The organism is Affinirhizobium lemnae, assembly GCF_022968395.1.
In the GTDB taxonomy this organism is placed as follows: domain Bacteria; phylum Pseudomonadota; class Alphaproteobacteria; order Rhizobiales; family Rhizobiaceae; genus Neorhizobium; species Neorhizobium lemnae.
The window spans coordinates 1-19,705 of sequence record NZ_JALJQZ010000014.1 but is presented as its reverse complement, the minus strand read 5'-3'; the positions used below and the strand labels follow the sequence as shown (position 1 = coordinate 19,705).

The window sequence follows — 19,705 nt, the reverse complement described above, 5'->3', positions numbered from 1 at the left end:
AAATTGCAATTGTCACGCTGGCATGACCCTTTGTCTAATTGCCGCCATTGCTGCAAATGATAAGAATGCGGACAAGAGGAACATCTGCGCGTCGGACGTGCGATGTCGGGAGCATGAGGAGGAAAGCATGACGGAAAAAGTCTATCCTGTGCAGAAGGCAGTGAAGGCGCGCGCGCTGATCGACAAGGACAAGTACCTGAAATGGTACGAAGAAAGCGTTGAGAACCCAGACAAGTTCTGGGGTAAGCATGGCAAGCGCATTGACTGGTTCAAACCTTACACCAAGGTGAAAAACACCTCCTTCAAGGGCAAGGTCTCCATCAAGTGGTTCGAAGACGGCCTGACGAATGTTTCCTACAACTGCATCGACCGTCATCTGAAAACCCATGGTGAGCGGACCGCCATCATCTGGGAAGGCGATAATCCGTACATCGACAAGAAGATCACCTATAACCAGCTCTATGATCAGGTTTGCCGCCTGGCGAACGTCATGAAAAAACATGGCGTCAAGAAAGGTGACCGCGTTACCATTTACATGCCGATGATTCCAGAGGCCGCCTATGCCATGCTGGCCTGCGCCCGCATCGGTGCGGTTCACTCTGTGGTGTTCGGCGGTTTCTCGCCGGAAGCTCTGGCGGGCCGCATCGTGGATTGCCAGTCAACCTTCGTCATCACCTGCGATGAAGGTGTTCGCGGCGGAAAGCCGGTGCCGCTCAAGGAAAACACCGACAAGGCCATTCATATCGCTGCGCGCCAGTATGTGACAGTTTCCAACGTTCTGGTCGTGCGCCGTACCGGCGGCAAGATCAACTGGGCACCCGGCCGCGACCTTTGGTATCATCAGGAAATCACAAGCGTCAAAGGCCATTGTGAGCCGGTCAAGATGAAGGCGGAAGATCCGCTTTTCATTCTCTACACCTCGGGATCCACGGGTAAGCCGAAGGGCGTGCTGCACACGACTGGCGGCTATCTCGTTTACGCTGCCATGACCCATGAATACGTCTTCGACTATCATGACGGTGACATCTACTGGTGCACAGCCGATGTGGGCTGGGTCACGGGCCATTCCTATATCGTCTATGGTCCACTGGCGAATTGCGCCACCACGCTTATGTTCGAAGGCGTGCCGAACTTTCCGGATCAGGGCCGCTTCTGGGAAGTGGTCGATAAGCACAAGGTCAACATCTTCTATACCGCGCCGACCGCCATACGCTCCTTGATGGGCGCTGGCGACGAGTTCGTCACCCGGTCCAACCGCACAAGCCTTCGTCTGCTCGGGACTGTTGGTGAGCCAATCAACCCTGAAGCCTGGGAATGGTACTACAATGTGGTGGGTGAGAAACGCTGCGCCGTGGTGGATACCTGGTGGCAGACGGAAACAGGCGGCCACATGATTACGCCGCTACCAGGCGCGACGGATCTGAAACCCGGTTCGGCTACCCTGCCCTTCTTTGGCATCAAGCCGCAGCTGGTTGATAACGAAGGCAATGTGCTGGAAGGTGCCGCTGACGGCAATCTCTGCATCACCGATAGCTGGCCGGGACAGATGCGCACGGTGTATGGTGATCACGAGCGTTTCATCCAGACCTATTTCTCCACCTACAAGGGCAAGTACTTCACGGGTGACGGTTGCCGCCGTGACGCGGACGGTTACTACTGGATCACGGGTCGCGTGGATGATGTTCTAAACGTCTCCGGTCACCGTCTCGGGACGGCGGAAGTCGAGTCCGCGCTGGTTTCGCATCATCTTGTTTCCGAGGCGGCAGTGGTTGGCTATCCGCACAACGTTAAGGGACAGGGCATTTATTGCTATGTGACGTTGATGGAGGGCAATGAGGGCACAGACGCGCTGCGCCAGGAGCTCGTGAAGCATGTGCGTCAGGAAATCGGTCCCATCGCCTCACCTGACAAGATCCAGTTCGCGCCCGGTCTACCCAAGACGCGCTCCGGCAAGATCATGCGCCGCATCCTGCGCAAGATTGCTGAAGACGATTTCGGCGCGCTGGGCGATACCTCCACGCTGGCCGATCCGGGTGTAGTCGACGATCTGATCGCCAACCGGCAGAACAAGGCGCCAGCCGCCGCTTGAACGATCGTTGAAGGTTTGATCGAGGGGGCCGGCGCAAGCTGGCCCCTTGCCTATTCATTGCTCGCCAGTTGGCAGAAATCAGTCTTCCGACCATGGCCGGAATAGCTGGCAGCAAGACCGGCAGCCATCATTTCACGGGCTGGATCACGTCCATCTTGCAGTGCGACGTCAGCAACGATGCGGCCGAAATACTTATCGGCCGAAATGCGGGTCAGTTTGACGGTTGACGAGGCACTGGCCATTTCTTCCAGAAAGTGTTTCGCTGCTTCAGCCGCCTCTTGTCCGCGGGCGCAATTCGACTTCAGTTCCGGCGTGTCTATCCCTCGAAGCCGAACATAGACCTCCACGCTTTGCTGAGGCCACGGTCGGGCTGTCACCAGAATGGTGTCGCCATCAATCACGCGGATCACCTCCGCGGATACGGGACCTTCAACCACAGCGCCCGCTTCTACGGCAGCCGCTTTGGCGCATACTAGGAATATGATCAAAACAAGAAATAATATTGAGCGCATAAAGGAAAGTATTCCTTTATTTGGAGGCGCGTCAATAGGAATTATCACCTATGAATTTTGTCAGATATGGATGCCGGGAGCCTCGCGTCCTGTCCGCTCGACATATTCCACATAGCCACCTTCATAACGCTCCACGCCGCCTGGAGTGACTTCCAGAACTCGGTTGGAAAGCGCACCGAGGAAGTGACGGTCGTGGCTGACAAAAAGCATGGTGCCCTCGAACGAGGAGAGTGCCTTGATCAGCATTTCCTTGGTATCGATGTCCAGATGGTTCGTCGGTTCGTCCAGCACCAGCAGGTTCGGCGGGTCAAAAAGCATGGCCGCCATAACAAGCCGTGCTTTTTCGCCGCCAGATAGAACGCGGCACCGCTTTTCGACATCGTCTCCCGAAAAACCGAAGCAGCCGGATAGAGCACGCAAAGGTGCCTGTCCGGCTTTTGGGAAACGCTCTTCCAGCCATCCAAGCACTGTATTTTCACCATCCAGCAAATCCATTGAGTGCTGGGCGAAATAGCCGAGCTTGACGCTGGCACCGATAGTCACGGTTCCTGCGTCCGGCTCCGTGCCGCCAGTCACCAGCTTCAGCAGGGTCGATTTTCCGGCACCGTTGACCCCCATGATGCACCAGCGCTCGCGACGACGGATCATGAAATCCAGCCCGTCGTAGATCACACGGCTGCCATAGGCTTTATGAATGCCCTTGATATTCACGACATCTTCCCCCGAACGGGGCGCAGGCAAAAAGTCGAAGGCGACGGTTTGGCGGCGTCTTGGCGGCTCAACCCGGTCGATCTTGTCCAGTTTCTTGACGCGGCTTTGCACCTGCGCTGCGTGAGACGCGCGCGCCTTGAAGCGTTCGATGAATTTGATTTCTTTCGCCAGCATGGCCTGCTGACGCTCGAACTGGGCCTGTTGCTGCTTTTCATTCTTTTCGCGCTGACGCTCATAAAAGGTGTAATCGCCCGAATAGGTGTTCAGCGATCCCGCATCGATCTCGATGATCTTGTTGACGATGCGGTTCATGAACTCGCGGTCGTGCGAGGTCATGAGCAAGGCTCCGTCATAGGTCTTCAGGAAATTTTCGAGCCAGATCAGGCTTTCAAGGTCCAGGTGGTTACTCGGTTCGTCGAGCAGCATCACATCAGGCCGCATTAGCAGGATACGGGCGAGCGCAACGCGCATCTTCCAGCCACCCGACAGCTTCGAGACGTCACCATCCATCATTTCCTGGCTGAAGGAGAGACCGGCGAGAACCTCGCGCGCGCGTCCATCCAGTCCGTAGCCATCCAACTCCTCATAGCGGGCCTGCACCTCGCCATAACGCTCGATGATCGTATCCATCTCGTCCATTCGGTCTGGATCCGACATGGCGGCCTCAAGATCATGCAGTTCTGCGGCCACTTCGCTGACCGGCCCTGCCCCGGCCATCACCTCCGCCACGGCGGAACGGCCCGACATCTCGCCGACATCCTGATCGAAGTAGCCGATGGTGACCCCCCGATCGACGGAAACCTGGCCTTCATCCGGCTGTTCCTCGCCGGTGATCATGCGGAAGAGCGTTGTTTTGCCCGCACCGTTCGGCCCGACAAGACCGATTTTCTCACCGCGATTCAGCGCTGCCGAGGCTTCGATATAAAGCAGCCGATGACTGTTCTGCTTGGAGATGTTCTCAATGCGGATCATGATGTTCGAAATCCTTGCAGACGGCAGGAAGTTGGGCAACCTATGTCAGAGACGGTATGAACTGTCCCTCTGTTTAAAGTGACTTGGCCAGCGATTTGGGTCCAAGAGGCTGCGTGAACGGCAAAAGCGCAGCAATGTCAATCTTTTTCCTTGACAGTACACAAGTGCTCACGTATCCCCCGACGCATCTGGATATGGGCCCGTAAAAGGTCCTTACTTCGATAGGGCGAAAGCTCAATTCACCGGCAGACCGGTTCTAAGATCTTTCTTCGAATCCTGCTCAAACGTGGACTGATAAAAAGACGGCCGCTTGCCATTGGCGGGCAGAGCCGGATCGAACATGAAAGGATAAAAAATGTTCGCAGTCATCAAGACCGGCGGTAAGCAGTACCGCATAGCGGCAAACGATGTCGTTACAATTGAAAAGCTGGACGTCGCCGCTGGCGAAGTTGTCGAATTCAACGAAGTCCTGGTTATCGGCGAAGGCGCTGATGCTAAGATCGGCGCGCCTTTCGTGGCTGGCGCTGTGGTCAAGGCTGAAGTGGTCGAGCATAACCGTGGTGCGAAGGTTCTGTCCTTCAAGAAGCGTCGCCGTCAGAATTCCAAGCGTATTCGCGGTCATCGCCAGCATCACACGGTTGTTCGCATCACCGCGATCAACGCCTGATCGTTCGGTAGGATTTTCGAAGGTTTAAAGGAGAACTCCAATGGCACATAAAAAAGCTGGCGGTTCATCGCGTAACGGTCGCGATTCTGAATCCAAGCGCCTTGGCGTGAAGAAGTTCGGCGGCGAAGCTGTGCTCGCTGGCAACATCATTGTGCGTCAGCGCGGTACGCAGTGGCATCCGGGCGCCAATGTTGGCCTCGGCAAGGACCACACCATTTTTGCGCTTACAGCAGGCAATGTGAACTACCGTACGAAGGCCAATGGCCGCGTGTACGTGTCTGTGATGCCGAAAGCGGAAGCAGCGGAATAATAGCCGGTAGCGCGTTAAAACAGCCGGCGTCACATCGACCCGGCTGATACCCGCAAAAGGTTCAGACCAGAAAAAAGGGAAGATGGGACGCCAAACCCACCTTCCCTTTTTCTTTTCCCACAAGGAGGACTGAACCATGCAAGCGGAATTGTTACGGAGCGGCCAAAGCCGGTCGCCCGAAGAGCGGTTGAGACCGCAACGGTTAAGAAGCGATTGCCCTGTCTTATTGTCGCAGAGACTTGTCCTCCGCGCCCCACATGAAGAAGACATCGACGCCCTTTCCCATCTCGCCAACAACGCCAACATTGCCACCATGGTGGCCCGTATGCCTCACCCGTATACGGCAAAAGACGCTGCAGACTTCGTGCAACGCGCTAAACTCGGCGAGATCGGCAAGTGTGTCTATGCCATCACGCGAGGAGATAATGGAGCGTTTCTAGGCTGCTGCGGTCTTGAGCCCCATCCGGGCGATCCGCAGACAGTCGAGCTTGGCTACTGGCTTGGTGAACCCCACTGGAATCAGGGCTATGCCACGGAAGCGGCGCACGCCCTGATCGATATGGCATTCCGGATACGCGACATCGACCATATTGATGCACGGTGCCGGGTGACCAATATCGCATCGCGCCGTGTTATCCAGAAGTGCGGTTTCCAGTTTCAAGGTTCCGGCATGGTTGGCTCGCTTGCCATGGGTGGAATGGTGCCTGTCGAGTGGTTCCGGTTGGATCGCAAGACCTGGATGTCGTTGAAGAGCTGGGGGGAAATGCGATGAATGCCGCAGTTCTCGAACGTCCGCGCATGGTCGTACCGAAGCTTGGGCCCTGCCCTATCGTGGAGACAAGACGACTGGTCTTGCGTCCGCATCAGGCTGCTGATGCGGATGCGATTGCCCAATCGCTCGATGACTGGCAGGTCACCCGCATGTTGTCGCGCGTTCCCGCTCCCTATAGCAGGGGCGATGCACAGGACTGGCTGAACATGGTGCGTGGCACGACCGATTGGCATTTCGCCATCACTGAAGGCGATGGTGTCCATATCGGTTGCGTGAGCATCGAACTTCGGCATGGGCGCTGGCATCTGGGTTACTGGCTCAACCGGTTCTATTGGGGTCAGGGGCTGATGACGGAAGCAGTGTCGGCAGTGCTCGACCGCTTTTTCCGTCGGATGCCGCAAACCGAACTCTTTTCGGGTGCCTTCGCTGATAACGCCGGTTCGCTTCGCATTCAGGAGAGAATGGGGTTTTCCATTCTCGGCTGCTCGGATCTCTTCAGCATGGCCCGCAATGCCATGGCCCCGCATCTTGAAACCCGGTTGCGTCCCGAAGACTTTCGGAGGCCCTGATCGGCCATAAGTCGCCCCGGCGAGACAAAATAACTGCCTCGCCGGGTGCAAATCAAGCTGACGACGCGATAGGCTTTGACCTCACCGCCAAGCAGCGATAACGAAAACAGCACATTTTCCCGCATACCCATTCAACTCCGAGAAGACGGCTCAAAACATCATGAAGTTCCTCGACGAAGCAAAAGTCTTTATCCGCTCCGGCGATGGTGGCGCAGGTGCAGTTTCCTTCCGGCGTGAGAAGTTCGTCGAGTTTGGTGGCCCGGACGGAGGTGATGGCGGTCGCGGTGGCGACGTATGGGTCGAGGCGGTCAACGGCCTCAACACGCTGATCGATTATCGTTTCCAGCAGCATTACAAGGCGGGCACCGGCATTCACGGCATGGGTCGTAACCGTACCGGCGCAAACGGTGCGAGCGTCACCCTAAAGGTTCCGGTGGGAACGCAGATCTTCGAGGAAGATAACGAGACCCTGATCATCGATATGGTCACGGAGGGGCAGCGCTTTCGCCTCGCTGCAGGCGGCAATGGCGGTTTCGGCAATGCTTACTTCAAATCCTCCACCAACCAGGCGCCCGATTGGGCAAATCCCGGTCTTCCCGGTCAGGAAAAGACCATCTGGCTTCGCCTCAAGCTGATTGCGGATGCCGGTCTGGTCGGCCTGCCGAATGCGGGCAAGTCTACCTTCCTGGCAACGGTAACGCGCGCCCGACCTAAGATCGCCAATTACCCATTCACAACACTGCACCCGAACCTCGGTGTTGCGACGATTGATGGACGTGAGTTCATCCTGGCCGACATTCCCGGTTTGATCGATGGCGCCCATGAAGGTGTTGGTCTGGGTGACCGCTTCCTCGGCCATGTGGAGCGCACGCGCGTTCTTCTGCATCTGGTGTCGGCGCAGGAGGAAAATGTCGGTCAGGCCTACAAGATCGTAAAACATGAGTTGAACGCCTATGGCGGCGGCCTGGAGGATAAGCCTGAAATCGTAGCCCTCTCGCAGATCGATGTTCTTGATCAGGCCGAGATCAAGAAGAAGGCGAAGGAATTACAGAAGGCGTGCGGAAAGCCTCCGCTTCTTCTCTCCGCCGCTGCCCATATGGGTATGACCGAGGCGCTACGCGCACTGCGTGATGTGATTGTTGAATCGGCTGGAGAAACAGCCCTTCCTGATCGCAGTCAGCACCATGCGGATAATGCCGATACCGACGAGGATGACGCCTGAGATGGCACTGCAGCGCAAGCCTATCGCAAAACATCGCCGCATCGTCATCAAGATTGGCTCTGCCTTGCTCGTCGATCGCAAGTTGGGTCTCAAGAAGGAATGGCTGGATTCGGTTTGCGCCGATATTGCCGCTTTGCGGGCGAAAAATATTGATGTTCTCGTGGTATCTTCGGGCGCCATTGCACTGGGACGAACGGTGCTCGAGCTTCCCGGCGGGGCCTTGAAGCTGGAGGAAAGCCAGGCGGCTGCCGCAGTCGGTCAGATCGCACTGGCGCGGGCGTGGTCGGAAAGTCTGTCGCGCGATGACATCATTGCCGGGCAGATCCTCCTGACGCTGGGCGATACGGAAGAACGTCGCCGCTATCTGAATGCGCGTGCGACGATCAACCAACTGCTGAAGCTCGGCTCTGTGCCGATCATCAATGAGAACGATACGGTCGCCACGTCCGAAATCCGCTATGGCGACAATGACCGGCTGGCAGCGCGTGTGGCCACCATGACCGGTGCGGACCTGCTAATCCTTCTTTCCGATATCGATGGGCTTTATACCGCTCCTCCTCATCTCGATCCGAACGCCCAGTTCCTGCCCGTCATCCCCGCGATCACAGCGGAGATCGAGGCCATGGCAGGTGGCGCGGCCTCAGAACTGTCGCGTGGTGGAATGCGTACAAAGATCGATGCGGGCAAGATCGCGACCGGTGCCGGTTGCGGCATGATCATCGCATCCGGCAAGACTGCGCATCCTTTGAAGGCTATCGAAAGCGGCGCGCGATCCTCGTTCTTTGCGCCATCCGGAACGCCCGTGACGGCGCGAAAAACCTGGATTGCCGGACAGCTTCAGCCTGCCGGTGAACTTACCGTTGATGCTGGTGCTGAAAAAGCGCTTGCTTCCGGCAAGAGTCTGCTTCCCGCCGGTGTCCGGTCCATCAGCGGACAGTTCAGCCGGGGGGACACGGTTGCCGTCATCGGGGTGTCGGGCCGTGAGATAGCGCGTGGACTGGTGAGCTATGATGCCGATGAGGCGCGACAGATCGCTGGCCGTAAATCCGGCGAGATCGAGCAAATCCTGGGCTATGCCGGACGCGCAGCCATGGTGCATCGGGATGATCTCGTCATCACCGGCATGATTGCCAATGAAAATGAAGCCGTACGGGAGGGTGTCGCCGATGCTTGACAAGGTGCAATCGAGCGAAATCGATACGCTGATGCTGGGAATGGGCGAACGCGCCCGATTGGCGGCTCGCAGGCTTGCCGTTGCTTCGACAGATCAGAAGAACAAGGCGCTGAACGCGGCTGCCGATGCGATTCTTTCATCTGTATCAGCAATTCTGGAGGCCAATGTCCTCGATCTGGAGGCCGTGGCAGACAAAGGTTTGCAGCCGTCGTTCATTGATCGTCTGACATTGAATGAAAAGCGTGTGACGGAAATGGCCGAGGGGCTGCGGGCTATCGCAGCTCTGCCCGATCCGGTTGGCAATGTGATTGCGGCTTGGGAGCGCCCCAACGGACTAAGAATCGAGCGCGTGCGCACGCCGCTCGGCGTGATCGGCGTCATATACGAAAGCCGACCAAACGTGACCGCCGACGCAGGTGCATTGTGCCTGAAGGCAGGCAATGCTGTCATTCTACGGGGCGGATCAGACTCGCTTAATTCATCGCAAGCGATCCATCGCTGCCTTTCTGTGGGGCTTCGCGCAGCCGGCTTGCCGGAAGATTCGATACAGTTGGTGGCGATTGCCGATCGTGCCGCTGTTGGTGCCTTGCTCTCCGGTCTGAATGGCGCGGTGGATGTGATCGTACCGCGCGGCGGCAAAAGTCTGGTGGCGCGCGTACAAACAGAAGCGCGCGTACCGGTCTTCGCCCATCTTGAAGGGCTTTGCCACATCTATGTGGACGCCTCTGCGGACCTCGATATGGCCGTCAAGGTGGTCGTGAATGCCAAGATGCGCCGTACCGGCATCTGTGGTGCCGCCGAAACCCTGCTCGTCGATCGTGCGGTAGCCGCGACACATTTGCAGCCGATCCTTTCGGCTCTCATCGAGAAGGGATGCGAAGTCCGGGCCTCGGAAGAGGTGAGCGCCCAGATCGAGGGGCTTAAGGCTGCAAGTGAGGAAGACTGGCGGACCGAGTATCTCGAAGCCATCATCTCCGTGAAGCTGGTGGATGGAATCGATGGCGCGATCGAACACATCAACACCTATTCGTCCAACCATACGGAAGCTGTGATTGCTGAAGATCCGCAGGTTGTTGCGCGCTTCTTCAATGAGATCGACTCCGCGATCCTCCTGCACAATGCATCGACCCAGTTTGCCGATGGGGGCGAATTCGGTATGGGCGGCGAGATCGGCATCGCCACGGGCAAGATGCATGCCCGTGGTCCGGTTGGGGTGGAGCAGTTGACGTCTTTCAAGTACCGGGTGCACGGCACCGGCCAGATCCGGCCCTGAACTGGTGACGGTAGAGGTCGCGCTTCAGTCGTATCTGACCATGCCGCATGTGGAGCGCGGCATGGTGGTGGGACTTTTCGGGGGATCTTTCAATCCGCCGCATGACGGCCACAGGCTTGTTGCCGAAATCGCACTGAAGCAATTGCGGCTTGATCAACTCTGGTGGATGGTCACGCCGGGCAATCCCCTGAAGAGCCGTTCGATACTCCTGCCTCTCGAGGACAGGATCCGTCTCAGCGAGGAACTGACGCGAAACCGCCGCATCCGCGTTACCGCTTTCGAGGAACGCCTTAAGACCGGTTTCACGGCTCAAACCATCGACCACGTTCTGTCGCGCAATCCGGGCGTTCATTTCGTCTGGATCATGGGGGCAGATAGTCTCAAGACATTTCATCGATGGCAGAGGTGGCGGCACATTGCTGCAAGCCTGCCGATTGCTGTCATAGACCGTCCGGGTGCTACCTTGTCTTTTCTGTCGTCGCCCGCTGCAAGGGCGCTCAGCCACTCGCGTATCGATGAATCCGATGCAGGCATTCTGGCACATAGAACGCCGCCGCGCTGGACCTTTATTCATGGGCCTCGATCAAGCCTCAGTTCGACGGCTATCCGTCAAGGTACGCCAGGAAACTGATGCCTTGAAAGATTAACCATTCAGTGCCACCTTCATAGTGCGGATACCCTCGAAACGGATTCGCGGATGTGCCTGTTCTGTCATTGAGGAAAGGAAAAACCCTGACAACAGTACATGCTAAGGGAAGAACGTCTCGCGTTCCTCCGAAGAGCCTGGAACGTGGCGCCGATGCTGCCGCCCGCGCTCTTGAACTGGTCCTCACCAGCGTTGAGGACTCCAAAGCGGAAGATATCGTCTCCATCAACATTGCTGGAAAGTCTGCGCTTGGCGACTACATGGTCGTCGTCACCGGGCGATCGAACCGGCATGTCTCGGCAATCGCCGACCACTTGCTCCGCGACCTGAAGCACGAGGGCTTCGGCCCCGCCCGCGTCGAAGGGCTTGAGGCAGGCGATTGGGTGTTGATTGACACCGGCGATGTGATCGTCCATGTGTTCCGGCCAGAAATCCGGGAGTTCTACAACATCGAAAAGATGTGGGCTGCTCCGGACGAGGAAGAGACACGCCACTAAGCGACAATGGATTGAGATCCGGTCGCTGCCGATGAAATGATCTTGTTGTCGCGCCCGCGAGCGTGGCAGGCGGGACATTGATCGGCCTTGAACGGATAGAATCCATGAAGATTGGCCTCTTTGCGGTCGGGCGACTGAAGTCCGGCCCTGAAAAGGAACTTGCGGCGCGATATCTCGACCGTTTTGCCAAGGCTGGTCCTGGGGTCAGCCTGGAACTCGGTCGTGTGATAGAGGTCAACGAGAGCCGCGCATCAGGCGCTGAAACGCGCAAGCGGGAAGAGGCCGGGCTTCTTGAAAAGAGCCTGAGCGACGGCGCAGTGCTTGTCCTTCTCGATGAGCGGGGGAAATCGCTCGACAGTCCCACGTTCGCGAATCTTCTCGGGAAGTTTCGGGATCAGGGAAAACGCGAAATGCTGCTGGCAATCGGCGGTGCGGATGGACTGGATCCTGCTCTTTACGATCGTGCAGATGCAATCATCAATCTCGGTACCATGACGTGGCCGCACCAATTGGTGCGCATTCTGGTGGCGGAGCAGCTCTATCGCGCCGTGACCATTCTTTCCGGCCATCCCTATCACCGTGTCTGAACAACAAGAACACGATCTTGTTTCTGGTTCTATTTACCAAATCAGTCTAGCTTTGCCGGATTGATCTTTTGACGGGTACAGATGCTGGTCAGGCAAGCGACATCTCGAGTGGCAATTTCGCTAGGCACAGCCATTCTGTTGGCCTGTGGCACTTCGGGCATTGCCGTTGCCCAGCAGGCTCCTCCTTCCCCGTCCGCAGAGCCTTCTACCTCATCCTCGCCAATTGACGTCCTTCAGTCGAAGCGCGACCAGACCCGCGCTGAGTTGGAGGCCCTGTCGAAGACCATGTCAGTGTCGACGGATACGGCTCGATCGATCGAAGCTGCGATTGCCGATCTGGACAAGACGAGCGCGTCCCTCCGGCAGGCTCTTATCGACGCCGCTGCGCGTCGCAAGGACTATGAGGCAAAGGTTCAGACCAGCGAGAAAAAGCTGACCGACCTTAAGATAAAGCAGGAGACTATCCGTGCATCGCTGAGAGAGCGACGCAGCGTGCTCGCTGAAGTTTTAGGCGCGCTCGAGCGCATGGGACGCAATCCGCCCCCTGCTCTGCTCGTTTCCCCCGAGGATGCCCTCGGCTCGGTGCGCAGCGCTATTCTTCTCGGCGCGGTCGTGCCGGGCATGCGGGTTCAAGCTGAAAAGCTTATGGCCGATTTGCAAGGCCTGGCCGATGTTCAACGCGATGTGGCGGATGAGCGTGGCAAAGCCAGTGCCGCCATTCAGGCCGGGCTCGAGGAAGATCGACGCATAGCGCTGCTGCTGGAGGAGAATGCCAAGCAGAATGCTGTCAAATCTGCCAGCCTTGCCGAGGAAAGACGTAAGGCCCAGGAACTTGCCGGAAAAGCGACCAATCTCGAGGGGCTTATTCAATCACTCGAGAGCGAAATTTCCTCGGTTCGCCTTGCCATGGAACGCGCAAAACGTGAGGAAGAACGGCAAAAGCAACTGACGGCGGAAGAGCGAGAGAGGGCGCGTCAGCTGGCTGAAAACGGCGTGCCCGACAAAAACCGCATTGCCCCCGCATATCCATTCGCCAGCCTCAAGGTGAAACTTGCCTATCCGGTTGAGGGTGATCTGCTTCGGTCGTTTGGTGACCCCGATGGTACGGGCCACCCAGCCCGCGGATTGACACTCGCCTCCAGCGCCGGTGCTGTGGTAACAGCCCCAGCCGATGGAACGGTGGTTTTCGCCGGAGCCTTCCGCAGTTATGGTCAGATGATTATCCTGAATGCGGGCGAGGGCTACCACCTCGTCATGACTGGAATGGACAAAGTGAACGTTCAGCCGGGAATGTTCGTATTCTCTGGTGAGCCCATTGCCACAATGGGTGAGAAAAGAGTGGCAAGCGCAATCGCGTTGGCGCTGGAAACGGATCGACCGACGCTTTACATTGAATTCCGAAAGGACGGCAACCCGATCGATTCGAAGCCGTGGTGGGCCGTTAAAGAAACTGGAAGGGCACGAAATGATTCGTAGGGCTTCACTTGTCATCGTCGGGGCGCTGCTCGGCGCGACGGCCATGAGCGTCGTCTACTCTGCTGGCGTGCCTGCCCAGGCCGCAGGGTCCTCGACCTATCGTGAGCTATCTATTTTTGGCGATGTCTTCGAGCGTGTGCGTGCTCAGTATGTGACGCCGCCGGACGAGCAGAAGCTGGTGGAGAATGCGATCAACGGAATGTTGTCGTCGCTCGATCCGCATTCCAGCTACATGAACGCCAAGGATGCGGCTGATATGCGCGTCCAGACCAAGGGCGAGTTCGGTGGCCTTGGTATCGAAGTCACGATGGAAAATGAACTCGTCAAGGTGATCACGCCGATTGACGATACTCCTGCCGCAAAGGCCGGTGTTCTGGCTGGTGACTTCATCTCCGAAATTGACGGCAAGCCTGTTCGCGGCCTGAAGCTGGAAGATGCCGTGCAGAAGATGCGCGGTCCGGTCAATACGCCGATCAAGCTGACGATCCTGCGCAAGGGCGCTGACAAGCCGATCGAACTGACTGTCGTTCGTGACATCATCGCCGTACAGGCTGTCAAGTCGCGTATCGAAGGTGGCAATGTCGGTTATCTGCGAGTTATCTCCTTTACCGAAAAGACCTATGACGACCTCGAGAAGGCCATCAAGAAAATCAAGGCGCAGGTTCCTGCCGATCAGCTGAAGGGCTACGTGCTTGACCTTCGCTTGAATCCCGGCGGTCTGCTCGATCAGGCGATCAATGTTTCCGATGCCTTCCTGGAACGTGGCGAAGTGGTTTCCACGCGAGGCCGCAATCCCGAGGAAACCCGCCGCTTCAATGCTGGTCCGGGCGACTTGACAGATGGCAAGCCGGTTATCGTGCTCGTCAATGGCGGCTCGGCATCGGCCTCCGAAATCGTGGCCGGCGCTCTTCAGGATCTGAAGCGGGCAACGGTGGTCGGTACTCGGTCCTTCGGCAAGGGTTCTGTCCAGACGATTATTCCGATGGGTGAAGCCGGTGCGCTTCGTTTGACGACAGCGCTCTATTACACCCCTTCGGGCAAGTCGATCCAGGGTACAGGCATCCAGCCGGACATCAAGGTCGATCAGCCTCTGCCTGCGGAACTGCAGGGCAAGTTGCGCACCGAGGGTGAATCGAGCCTGCCGGGCCATATCCAGGGCCAGAACGAGACCGATGAGGGCTCGGGTTCTGCGGCTTACGTTCCGCCGGAAGCCAAGGATGACGTGCAGTTGACCTATGCGCTCGATCTTCTGCGCGGGAACAAGTCGGACCCATCCTTCCCGCCGCAGCAGCAGAAGGCTGCTCAGGCGAAGCCTGCGGATGCAAAACCCGCAGAAGCCAAGCCCGCACCGGCTCCTGCCAAGCCTTAATCGCATCAGGCCACCCTCCGGCACGCTGGAGGGTGGCTCTTTCTTCCAAGCATAGTGTCAAGGCGGAACGATCCGGTGGGGACAGATCTTCGCGCTCCTCTCGGGCAGAATAAAAAGAAGCCTGGTCGTTCCAGATCCGGCGGCCTGACAGCAATGTTTGCTGCTCTCGTGTTTGGAAGCGGACTTCTCGGTCTGTCGTTTTATGCCATGCGAGCGCAAAAGCTGGAGCAGGCTCCCGCCACGGAAGTAACCGTCGCGGTTCCCCCTGCCGAACCGGCCCCACCGACGCAGCGGCCTGATCAAAAACAGCTTCAGACAAACGGGCAAGCGGGCGCAAATATCGAACGTAGTCTCATGGATGACGGTTCGATCGTCACCAAGATCACCCCACGTTCGAGGCCGGGTGAGGGGCCGCTCATCATCAATGCCCAGCGCTTCGGTCAGGATCCTCGCATGGCAACCTTGCCGAATGAGGATTTGCTCGAGGATAGCCCCTTCGGGAAATTACCAATCAAGGGCCATGATGGTCTCCGTCCGATGGAGCAATATGCCCGGCCCTGGTCGGGTGCGCGCGGCACGCGGATTGCGATCGTGATCGGTGGGCTCGGGCTCAGCCAGACGGGCACACAGCGCGCCATTGAAGATCTGCCGGGTGAGATAACCTTTGCATTCGCGGCTTCCGGCAATAGCCTTCAGCGCTGGATGCAGGAGGCACGCCGCAAAGGACACGAGCTTCTGATCCAAATTCCGATGGAGCCCCTTGATTATCCAGCAAATGATCCCGGCCCGTTGACCCTCGTCACGGCGGACGGCACCAAAGCCAATCTGAACCGGCTTCATGAAGCCATGGGCAAGATCACCAATTACACGGGAATCGTCAATTATCTGGGCGCCGGCTATCTCTCGAACCCGTCAGCCGTGGAACCGGTTTTGCGTGATACGGCAAAGAGAGGCCTTCTGTTTCTGGATGACGGGTCTTCCGCCCGCACGGTTACGGAAAAGGTGGCCAAACCCTTGGACGCCCCGTACGCCTTTGCCGATATCACCATAGATGGACAGCTGGATCGCCAAGCCATTCTCCGAAAACTGGATGAATTGGAGCGCGTCGCGCAACGGAAGGGGACCGCCATCGGCATGGGCTCGGCTTTCGACGAGACGATCGATGCAGTTGCGGAATGGGCCAATGAGGCGCAAGGGCGCGGTATCGAGATCGTGGGGGTTGCGTCCCTCGTGTCAGATAAGTCGGAATAAGAAGGAGCTATCATGAGCAAGAAGCCAGTGTCTGCGGACGAGCTTCCGTACCGCCCCTGCGTCGGTGTCATGGTGCTGAACAGCGAGGGACTCGTATGGGTGGGTCGCAGGCTTTCTGAAGACAATAGTGAGTCCGACGGTTCGCCTCAGCTCTGGCAGATGCCGCAAGGCGGTATCGACAAGGGCGAAGACCATCTGGAGGCAGCTTACCGCGAATTGTTCGAGGAGACAGGCATCCGGTCTGTCTCTTTGCTGAGAGAGGCTCCCGACTGGATCTATTATGATCTTCCAAGCCATCTCATCGGTATTGGTCTGAAGGGAAAATATCGCGGGCAAAAGCAACGCTGGTTTGCGTTTCGCTTTGAAGGGGACGAGACTGAGATCAATATCGAGCACCCGCCAGAGGGCCAGCATCAGGAATTCGACGCCTGGGCATGGAAGTCGATGGCCGACTTGCCTGAACTGATCGTCTCTTTCAAGAAAAAGGCCTACATGGAGGTCGTGGCCGCGTTCAGCGATTTGGCAGGCAGCAAAGGTTGATCATTCTCAACCGATGGACTGCCGCAAATGGTCAACAACCGCTCTGACAGGACCTGAATTTCTAAGATCGTTATGGATAACGAGCCAAACCTCACGCACGAGCGGCTTGGCTTCAGGATCAACGCTGACGAGCCCATGCTGCTCCGGGGTGAGGAAATCCGGTAGCATTGCGATACCGGCACCGGCCTTGGCGAGGGCGAACTGCACGATCACGTCGCTGGAGCGGAAAGCATAGGGTCTGCCATGGGCAATTTGCTCAAGAGCCTGCTGCTGAGGTGACTCTCGCACATCGCCATCAGATCCGATCAATGGCATGTCGCGAGTATTCATTTTGTCTATGAGTTGAATACTGGCATAGGGCCTGAAGATCACTTCCATCAGTTTCACCAATGCAAGATCTCCTTCAACTGGGCGCGAAAGTCTCACAGCGATGTCCGCCTCACGACGATTGAGAGACGCCTGCCTGGTTTCCGCCAGCAGCCGCACTGTCAAAAGCGGATAGCGGTTTGCAAGCGAGGCGAGGCAAGGAGCGATCACGCAAACGGAAAGTGCTGGCGGTGCTGATATGGTGACTTCGCCTGCAATTTCATCTCGCTTGCCACGCAATATGCGCTGTATGCCATCTGCTTCATCGCGCATTCGCAGTGCGAGTGCCGCTATGCGTTGTCCGTCATCGGTGAGTTGCAAGCGGCGTCCCCGTCTGTCGACCAGTTTGAGACCGGTTTTCCTTTCCAGGGCTTCGATGCGGCGCGAGACTGTCGCATGTTCGGTGCCGAGTGCTTTTGCTGCACCCAGAAGGCTGCCCTCTGAACACAAAGCGGCGAAGTGGCGAAGGTAATCCCAATTCATTGTGCATTTTCTCACAATTTATGTGTCGATCTTGCGAATTTCGCACAGTGCTCACTGCGCGTATAGTGCCTGTCAAAGGAGAAACGACATGTCCTATGCCATTCAGTTTGCTCAGACTGGTGAAGCCGATGTTCTGCAGAAAGTGAGCGTAGACCCTAAAGATCCCGGGGCTGATCAAATTCGGATTCGACATTCTGCAATTGGTCTGAATTTCGTGGATGTCTATCATCGCCAGGGGATCTACCCTTTGCCTTTGCCTGCCGTTCCGGGTGTGGAGGGAGCGGGCGTGGTAGAAGCGGTCGGTGAACGTGTCACCAACGTCAAGGTTGGTGATCGAGTTGCCTATGCTGGGGTCGTCGGTGCCTATGCCGAGACGCGACTCCTGCCTGCATGGAGGGCTGTCAAACTTCCGGACTCGCTGGATTTCGATCTGGCAGGCGGCACATTGCTGCGGGGGTTGACCGCATTCATGCTGCTGCACAAAGTCTACCCTGTCTCTGCGGGCATGGTGATACTGGTTCATGCGGCTGCAGGTGGGCTCGGCACGATCCTGGTGCGCTGGGCGAAGTCTCTTGGCGCCGAGGTAATCGGTACAGCCAGTTCATTGGAAAAGGCGCAACTGGCAAGCCAGGCGGGCGCGGATCATGTGATCGTGGGACGTGATGTGGACCTTGCCGTGGAAGTCGGAAAATCGACCGATGGCCAAGGCGTTCACCTGGCAATCGACGGTATCGGGGGAGCGACTCTCGCGAAGACCATTGCCTCTGTCCGACCCTTTGGAATGACGGCAAATATTGGCCAAGTCGCCGGTGCGCCGCCTGCCGTTCCGTTGAGCGCTCTTCGATCGAACGCGTTTTCACGACCGAGCGTTATGGCCTTTGCGGCTAGTGAGGCGGCTTACCGGCCGGCCGTCATGTCAGTGTTTGAAAAGATGGAGGCGGGTGTGCTGGATATGCCGTCCCGAACCTATGAGCTGACGGATGCCGTGGCAGCGCATCGTGATCTGGAAGCGGGAGTGATCACAGGCGCAGCAGTTTTCAGATTATGATATCAAAAAAGCCGGACGTTTATTGACGCCCGGCTTTTGAAATCTTGAAAATATTATTCGGCAGCGTCCGCAGATTCTGCGTTCAGCAGACCATACTTTTCTTCGCCAATCTTGCCGAGAAGCTCAAGCTGCGTTTCGAGGAAGTCGATATGACCTTCCTCATCGATCAGCAGTTCTTCGAAAAGCTTCATGGAAACATAGTCGCCAGCTTCGTGACAGATATCGCGCGATGCCTTGTAGGCGGTCCTCGCATCGTATTCACCGGCAAGATCAGCCTCCAGAACTTCTCGAACGTTCTGGCCGATACGAAGCGGAGCAAGTGTTTGCAGATTGGGATGACCCTCCAGAAAGATAATGCGAGCAACCAGTTTGTCGGCATGCTGCATTTCTTCAATGGACTCAGCACGTTCTTTCTTGGCAAGCTTTGTATAGCCCCAATCCTCCAGGAGGCGGTAATGTAGCCAGTACTGATTGACAGCACCAAGTTCGAGAAAGAGTGCTTCGTTAAGCTGCTCGATTACTCTTTTGTCGCCTTTCAATGTCCGCTCTCCTGTTTTCCTCGTGTAATTGTTTCAAGCGAGACATATAGTCGATCAAATCTGCTTCCGTCGAGTGGCGAGCAGCATGATAGTCTTCGGTTGTACGGATAATCAGGTCAACCACATTGGGAAAACATCCGCAGCATCGGCCGCGCTTCTGCATGGCGTGATAGACTTTTGCAGGCACAATGAGCTGCCAACAGTCCTCGTCGAGGAGAACGTTGATCACGTCCCTGATTTCCCGATCAGTAATGTAATTGCAACTACAGACAAGCATTCTGTTTCAGCCATCAAACATGACATTCGATATCCTCTTTTATAAAGCGGATGATGAATGTCAACAAAAATTGGCTGACGGCGCATCTGCTCTCTATTCTTGTGAGACTGGATTGCTGTCTGCGGCTCGGCTTCAATGAAAATTGCGTCCTTTGGGCAGGACCTCGGCATTAGGATGTTGAGGGGAAGCTGGGCTTGTCGCAAATTTTCAGGTTTAACCGTATGTTGACCATAGGCATGGAATTTGGCGCTCCGAAAGTTGCGGAGCGAGCCGATGATTTTGAATGCTATTGCCGAGAAGCTGAAGCTCCGGTCGAAGGATGATTTCAAAGGCAGGCATTTCGAGGCCTGGCTGA

At 57.0% G+C, this 19,705-nt stretch carries 20 protein-coding genes and 2 pseudogenes; 17 read left to right on the top strand and 5 right to left on the bottom strand.

All coding sequences use genetic code 11. From position 1 onward, the window contains the following. Nucleotides 1-127 precede the first annotated feature (127 nt). Entirely contained in the window at nt 128-2,089 is a 1,962-nt protein-coding gene (gene acs / locus MUU53_RS11080; RefSeq protein WP_247260957.1) for an acetate--CoA ligase, read from the top strand. A 50-nt stretch (nt 2,090-2,139) separates the two neighbouring features. On the opposite strand, the gene MUU53_RS11075 is transcribed toward acs, so the two are convergent. Then, complete coding sequence (locus MUU53_RS11075) at nt 2,140-2,526, bottom strand: thermonuclease family protein (RefSeq protein ID WP_247260956.1); 387 nt, start codon at nt 2,524-2,526, stop codon at nt 2,140-2,142. Nucleotides 2,527-2,661: 135 nt separating this feature from the next. Next, nucleotides 2,662-4,284 carry an ABC-F family ATP-binding cassette domain-containing protein gene (locus MUU53_RS11070; RefSeq protein WP_247260955.1) on the bottom strand — a complete coding sequence of 541 codons (1,623 nt, stop codon included), beginning with the start codon at nt 4,282-4,284 and terminating at the stop codon, nt 2,662-2,664. A 355-nt stretch (nt 4,285-4,639) separates the two neighbouring features. Between MUU53_RS11070 and rplU the strand changes: the two genes are divergently transcribed. The 14 genes and pseudogenes from rplU to MUU53_RS11000 all read left to right on the top strand — a co-directional run bounded on the left by rplU (nt 4,640) and on the right by MUU53_RS11000 (nt 16,637). After that, on the top strand, nt 4,640-4,951 hold the full coding sequence (gene rplU / locus MUU53_RS11065; protein WP_247260954.1) for a 50S ribosomal protein L21: 312 nt from the start codon (nt 4,640-4,642) through the stop codon (nt 4,949-4,951). 40 nt (nt 4,952-4,991) lie between these two features. Then, the gene (gene rpmA / locus MUU53_RS11060) at nt 4,992-5,261 is read left to right on the top strand and encodes a 50S ribosomal protein L27 (protein ID WP_062557256.1); all 270 of its coding nucleotides are present in this window, start codon (nt 4,992-4,994) and stop codon (nt 5,259-5,261) included. A 136-nt stretch (nt 5,262-5,397) separates the two neighbouring features. Next, a complete protein-coding gene (locus tag MUU53_RS11055; protein WP_247260953.1) occupies nt 5,398-6,033 on the top strand; it encodes a GNAT family N-acetyltransferase in 636 nt (211 codons plus the stop codon). Beyond that, nucleotides 6,030-6,602, top strand: a complete 573-nt coding sequence (locus MUU53_RS11050; RefSeq protein WP_247260952.1) for a GNAT family N-acetyltransferase — start codon at nt 6,030-6,032, stop codon at nt 6,600-6,602. Before MUU53_RS11055 ends, MUU53_RS11050 begins: the two co-directional genes overlap by 4 nt. A gap of 160 nt (nt 6,603-6,762) precedes the next feature. Beyond that, the gene (obgE, locus tag MUU53_RS11045; protein WP_247260951.1) at nt 6,763-7,824 is read left to right on the top strand and encodes a GTPase ObgE; all 1,062 of its coding nucleotides are present in this window, start codon (nt 6,763-6,765) and stop codon (nt 7,822-7,824) included. Between the two features lies 1 nt (nt 7,825). After that, complete coding sequence (proB, locus tag MUU53_RS11040) at nt 7,826-8,998, top strand: glutamate 5-kinase (RefSeq protein ID WP_247260950.1); 1,173 nt, start codon at nt 7,826-7,828, stop codon at nt 8,996-8,998. Next, complete coding sequence (locus MUU53_RS11035; protein WP_247260949.1) at nt 8,991-10,271, top strand: glutamate-5-semialdehyde dehydrogenase; 1,281 nt, start codon at nt 8,991-8,993, stop codon at nt 10,269-10,271. The genes proB and MUU53_RS11035 overlap by 8 nt, the downstream gene beginning before the upstream one ends. 40 nt (nt 10,272-10,311) lie before the next feature. Further along, nucleotides 10,312-10,902: a nicotinate-nucleotide adenylyltransferase gene (locus MUU53_RS11030; protein ID WP_247261015.1), complete on the top strand. Its 591-nt coding sequence runs from the start codon at nt 10,312-10,314 to the stop codon at nt 10,900-10,902. Between the two features lie 66 nt (nt 10,903-10,968). After that, nucleotides 10,969-11,414 (top strand): annotated as a pseudogene (gene rsfS, locus MUU53_RS11025) (ribosome silencing factor). A 104-nt stretch (nt 11,415-11,518) separates the two neighbouring features. Continuing rightward, nucleotides 11,519-12,001, top strand: a complete 483-nt coding sequence (gene rlmH, locus MUU53_RS11020) for a 23S rRNA (pseudouridine(1915)-N(3))-methyltransferase RlmH (protein ID WP_062557250.1) — start codon at nt 11,519-11,521, stop codon at nt 11,999-12,001. Between the two features lie 81 nt (nt 12,002-12,082). Further along, a complete protein-coding gene (locus MUU53_RS11015; RefSeq protein ID WP_377307234.1) occupies nt 12,083-13,477 on the top strand; it encodes a murein hydrolase activator EnvC family protein in 1,395 nt (464 codons plus the stop codon). Continuing rightward, a complete protein-coding gene (locus MUU53_RS11010; protein WP_062557248.1) occupies nt 13,467-14,846 on the top strand; it encodes a S41 family peptidase in 1,380 nt (459 codons plus the stop codon). The genes MUU53_RS11015 and MUU53_RS11010 overlap by 11 nt, the downstream gene beginning before the upstream one ends. Before the next feature lie 75 nt (nt 14,847-14,921). Then, nucleotides 14,922-16,097 carry a divergent polysaccharide deacetylase family protein gene (locus tag MUU53_RS11005; RefSeq protein ID WP_247260947.1) on the top strand — a complete coding sequence of 392 codons (1,176 nt, stop codon included), beginning with the start codon at nt 14,922-14,924 and terminating at the stop codon, nt 16,095-16,097. A gap of 12 nt (nt 16,098-16,109) precedes the next feature. Further along, nucleotides 16,110-16,637: an RNA pyrophosphohydrolase gene (locus tag MUU53_RS11000; RefSeq protein ID WP_247260946.1), complete on the top strand. Its 528-nt coding sequence runs from the start codon at nt 16,110-16,112 to the stop codon at nt 16,635-16,637. Between the two features lie 6 nt (nt 16,638-16,643). Here the strand turns inward: MUU53_RS11000 and MUU53_RS10995 are convergent, their stop codons facing one another. Next, complete coding sequence (locus MUU53_RS10995) at nt 16,644-17,486, bottom strand: LysR family transcriptional regulator (RefSeq protein ID WP_247260945.1); 843 nt, start codon at nt 17,484-17,486, stop codon at nt 16,644-16,646. Nucleotides 17,487-17,574: 88 nt separating this feature from the next. On the opposite strand from MUU53_RS10995, the gene MUU53_RS10990 reads away from it, so the two are divergent. Beyond that, entirely contained in the window at nt 17,575-18,534 is a 960-nt protein-coding gene (locus MUU53_RS10990; protein ID WP_247260944.1) for a quinone oxidoreductase family protein, read from the top strand. A 53-nt stretch (nt 18,535-18,587) separates the two neighbouring features. Here the strand turns inward: MUU53_RS10990 and bfr are convergent, their stop codons facing one another. Next, nucleotides 18,588-19,073: a bacterioferritin gene (gene bfr, locus MUU53_RS10985; protein WP_247260943.1), complete on the bottom strand. Its 486-nt coding sequence runs from the start codon at nt 19,071-19,073 to the stop codon at nt 18,588-18,590. Further along, nucleotides 19,039-19,350, bottom strand: a complete 312-nt coding sequence (locus MUU53_RS23305; RefSeq protein WP_343229109.1) for a (2Fe-2S)-binding protein — start codon at nt 19,348-19,350, stop codon at nt 19,039-19,041. The genes bfr and MUU53_RS23305 overlap by 35 nt, the downstream gene beginning before the upstream one ends. Before the next feature lie 273 nt (nt 19,351-19,623). On the opposite strand from MUU53_RS23305, the pseudogene MUU53_RS10980 reads away from it, so the two are divergent. After that, a pseudogene (locus MUU53_RS10980) lies at nt 19,624-19,705 on the top strand (IS6 family transposase); the annotation flags it as partial.

Coding starts and splice junctions, on each gene's coding strand:
- MUU53_RS11000 (WP_247260946.1), top strand. CDS start 16,110: ATGAGCAAGAAGCCAGTGTCTGCGGACGAGCTTCCGTACCGCCCCTGC.
- acs (WP_247260957.1), top strand. CDS start 128: ATGACGGAAAAAGTCTATCCTGTGCAGAAGGCAGTGAAGGCGCGCGCG.
- MUU53_RS11015 (WP_377307234.1), top strand. CDS start 12,083: ATGCTGGTCAGGCAAGCGACATCTCGAGTGGCAATTTCGCTAGGCACA.
- MUU53_RS11050 (WP_247260952.1), top strand. CDS start 6,030: ATGAATGCCGCAGTTCTCGAACGTCCGCGCATGGTCGTACCGAAGCTT.
- proB (WP_247260950.1), top strand. CDS start 7,826: ATGGCACTGCAGCGCAAGCCTATCGCAAAACATCGCCGCATCGTCATC.
- rplU (WP_247260954.1), top strand. CDS start 4,640: ATGTTCGCAGTCATCAAGACCGGCGGTAAGCAGTACCGCATAGCGGCA.
- MUU53_RS10990 (WP_247260944.1), top strand. CDS start 17,575: ATGTCCTATGCCATTCAGTTTGCTCAGACTGGTGAAGCCGATGTTCTG.
- MUU53_RS11010 (WP_062557248.1), top strand. CDS start 13,467: ATGATTCGTAGGGCTTCACTTGTCATCGTCGGGGCGCTGCTCGGCGCG.
- MUU53_RS23305 (WP_343229109.1), bottom strand. CDS start 19,350: ATGCTTGTCTGTAGTTGCAATTACATTACTGATCGGGAAATCAGGGAC.
- MUU53_RS11070 (WP_247260955.1), bottom strand. CDS start 4,284: ATGATCCGCATTGAGAACATCTCCAAGCAGAACAGTCATCGGCTGCTT.
- MUU53_RS11035 (WP_247260949.1), top strand. CDS start 8,991: ATGCTTGACAAGGTGCAATCGAGCGAAATCGATACGCTGATGCTGGGA.
- rpmA (WP_062557256.1), top strand. CDS start 4,992: ATGGCACATAAAAAAGCTGGCGGTTCATCGCGTAACGGTCGCGATTCT.
- obgE (WP_247260951.1), top strand. CDS start 6,763: ATGAAGTTCCTCGACGAAGCAAAAGTCTTTATCCGCTCCGGCGATGGT.
- MUU53_RS11030 (WP_247261015.1), top strand. CDS start 10,312: ATGCCGCATGTGGAGCGCGGCATGGTGGTGGGACTTTTCGGGGGATCT.
- rlmH (WP_062557250.1), top strand. CDS start 11,519: ATGAAGATTGGCCTCTTTGCGGTCGGGCGACTGAAGTCCGGCCCTGAA.
- MUU53_RS10995 (WP_247260945.1), bottom strand. CDS start 17,486: ATGAATTGGGATTACCTTCGCCACTTCGCCGCTTTGTGTTCAGAGGGC.
- MUU53_RS11055 (WP_247260953.1), top strand. CDS start 5,398: ATGCAAGCGGAATTGTTACGGAGCGGCCAAAGCCGGTCGCCCGAAGAG.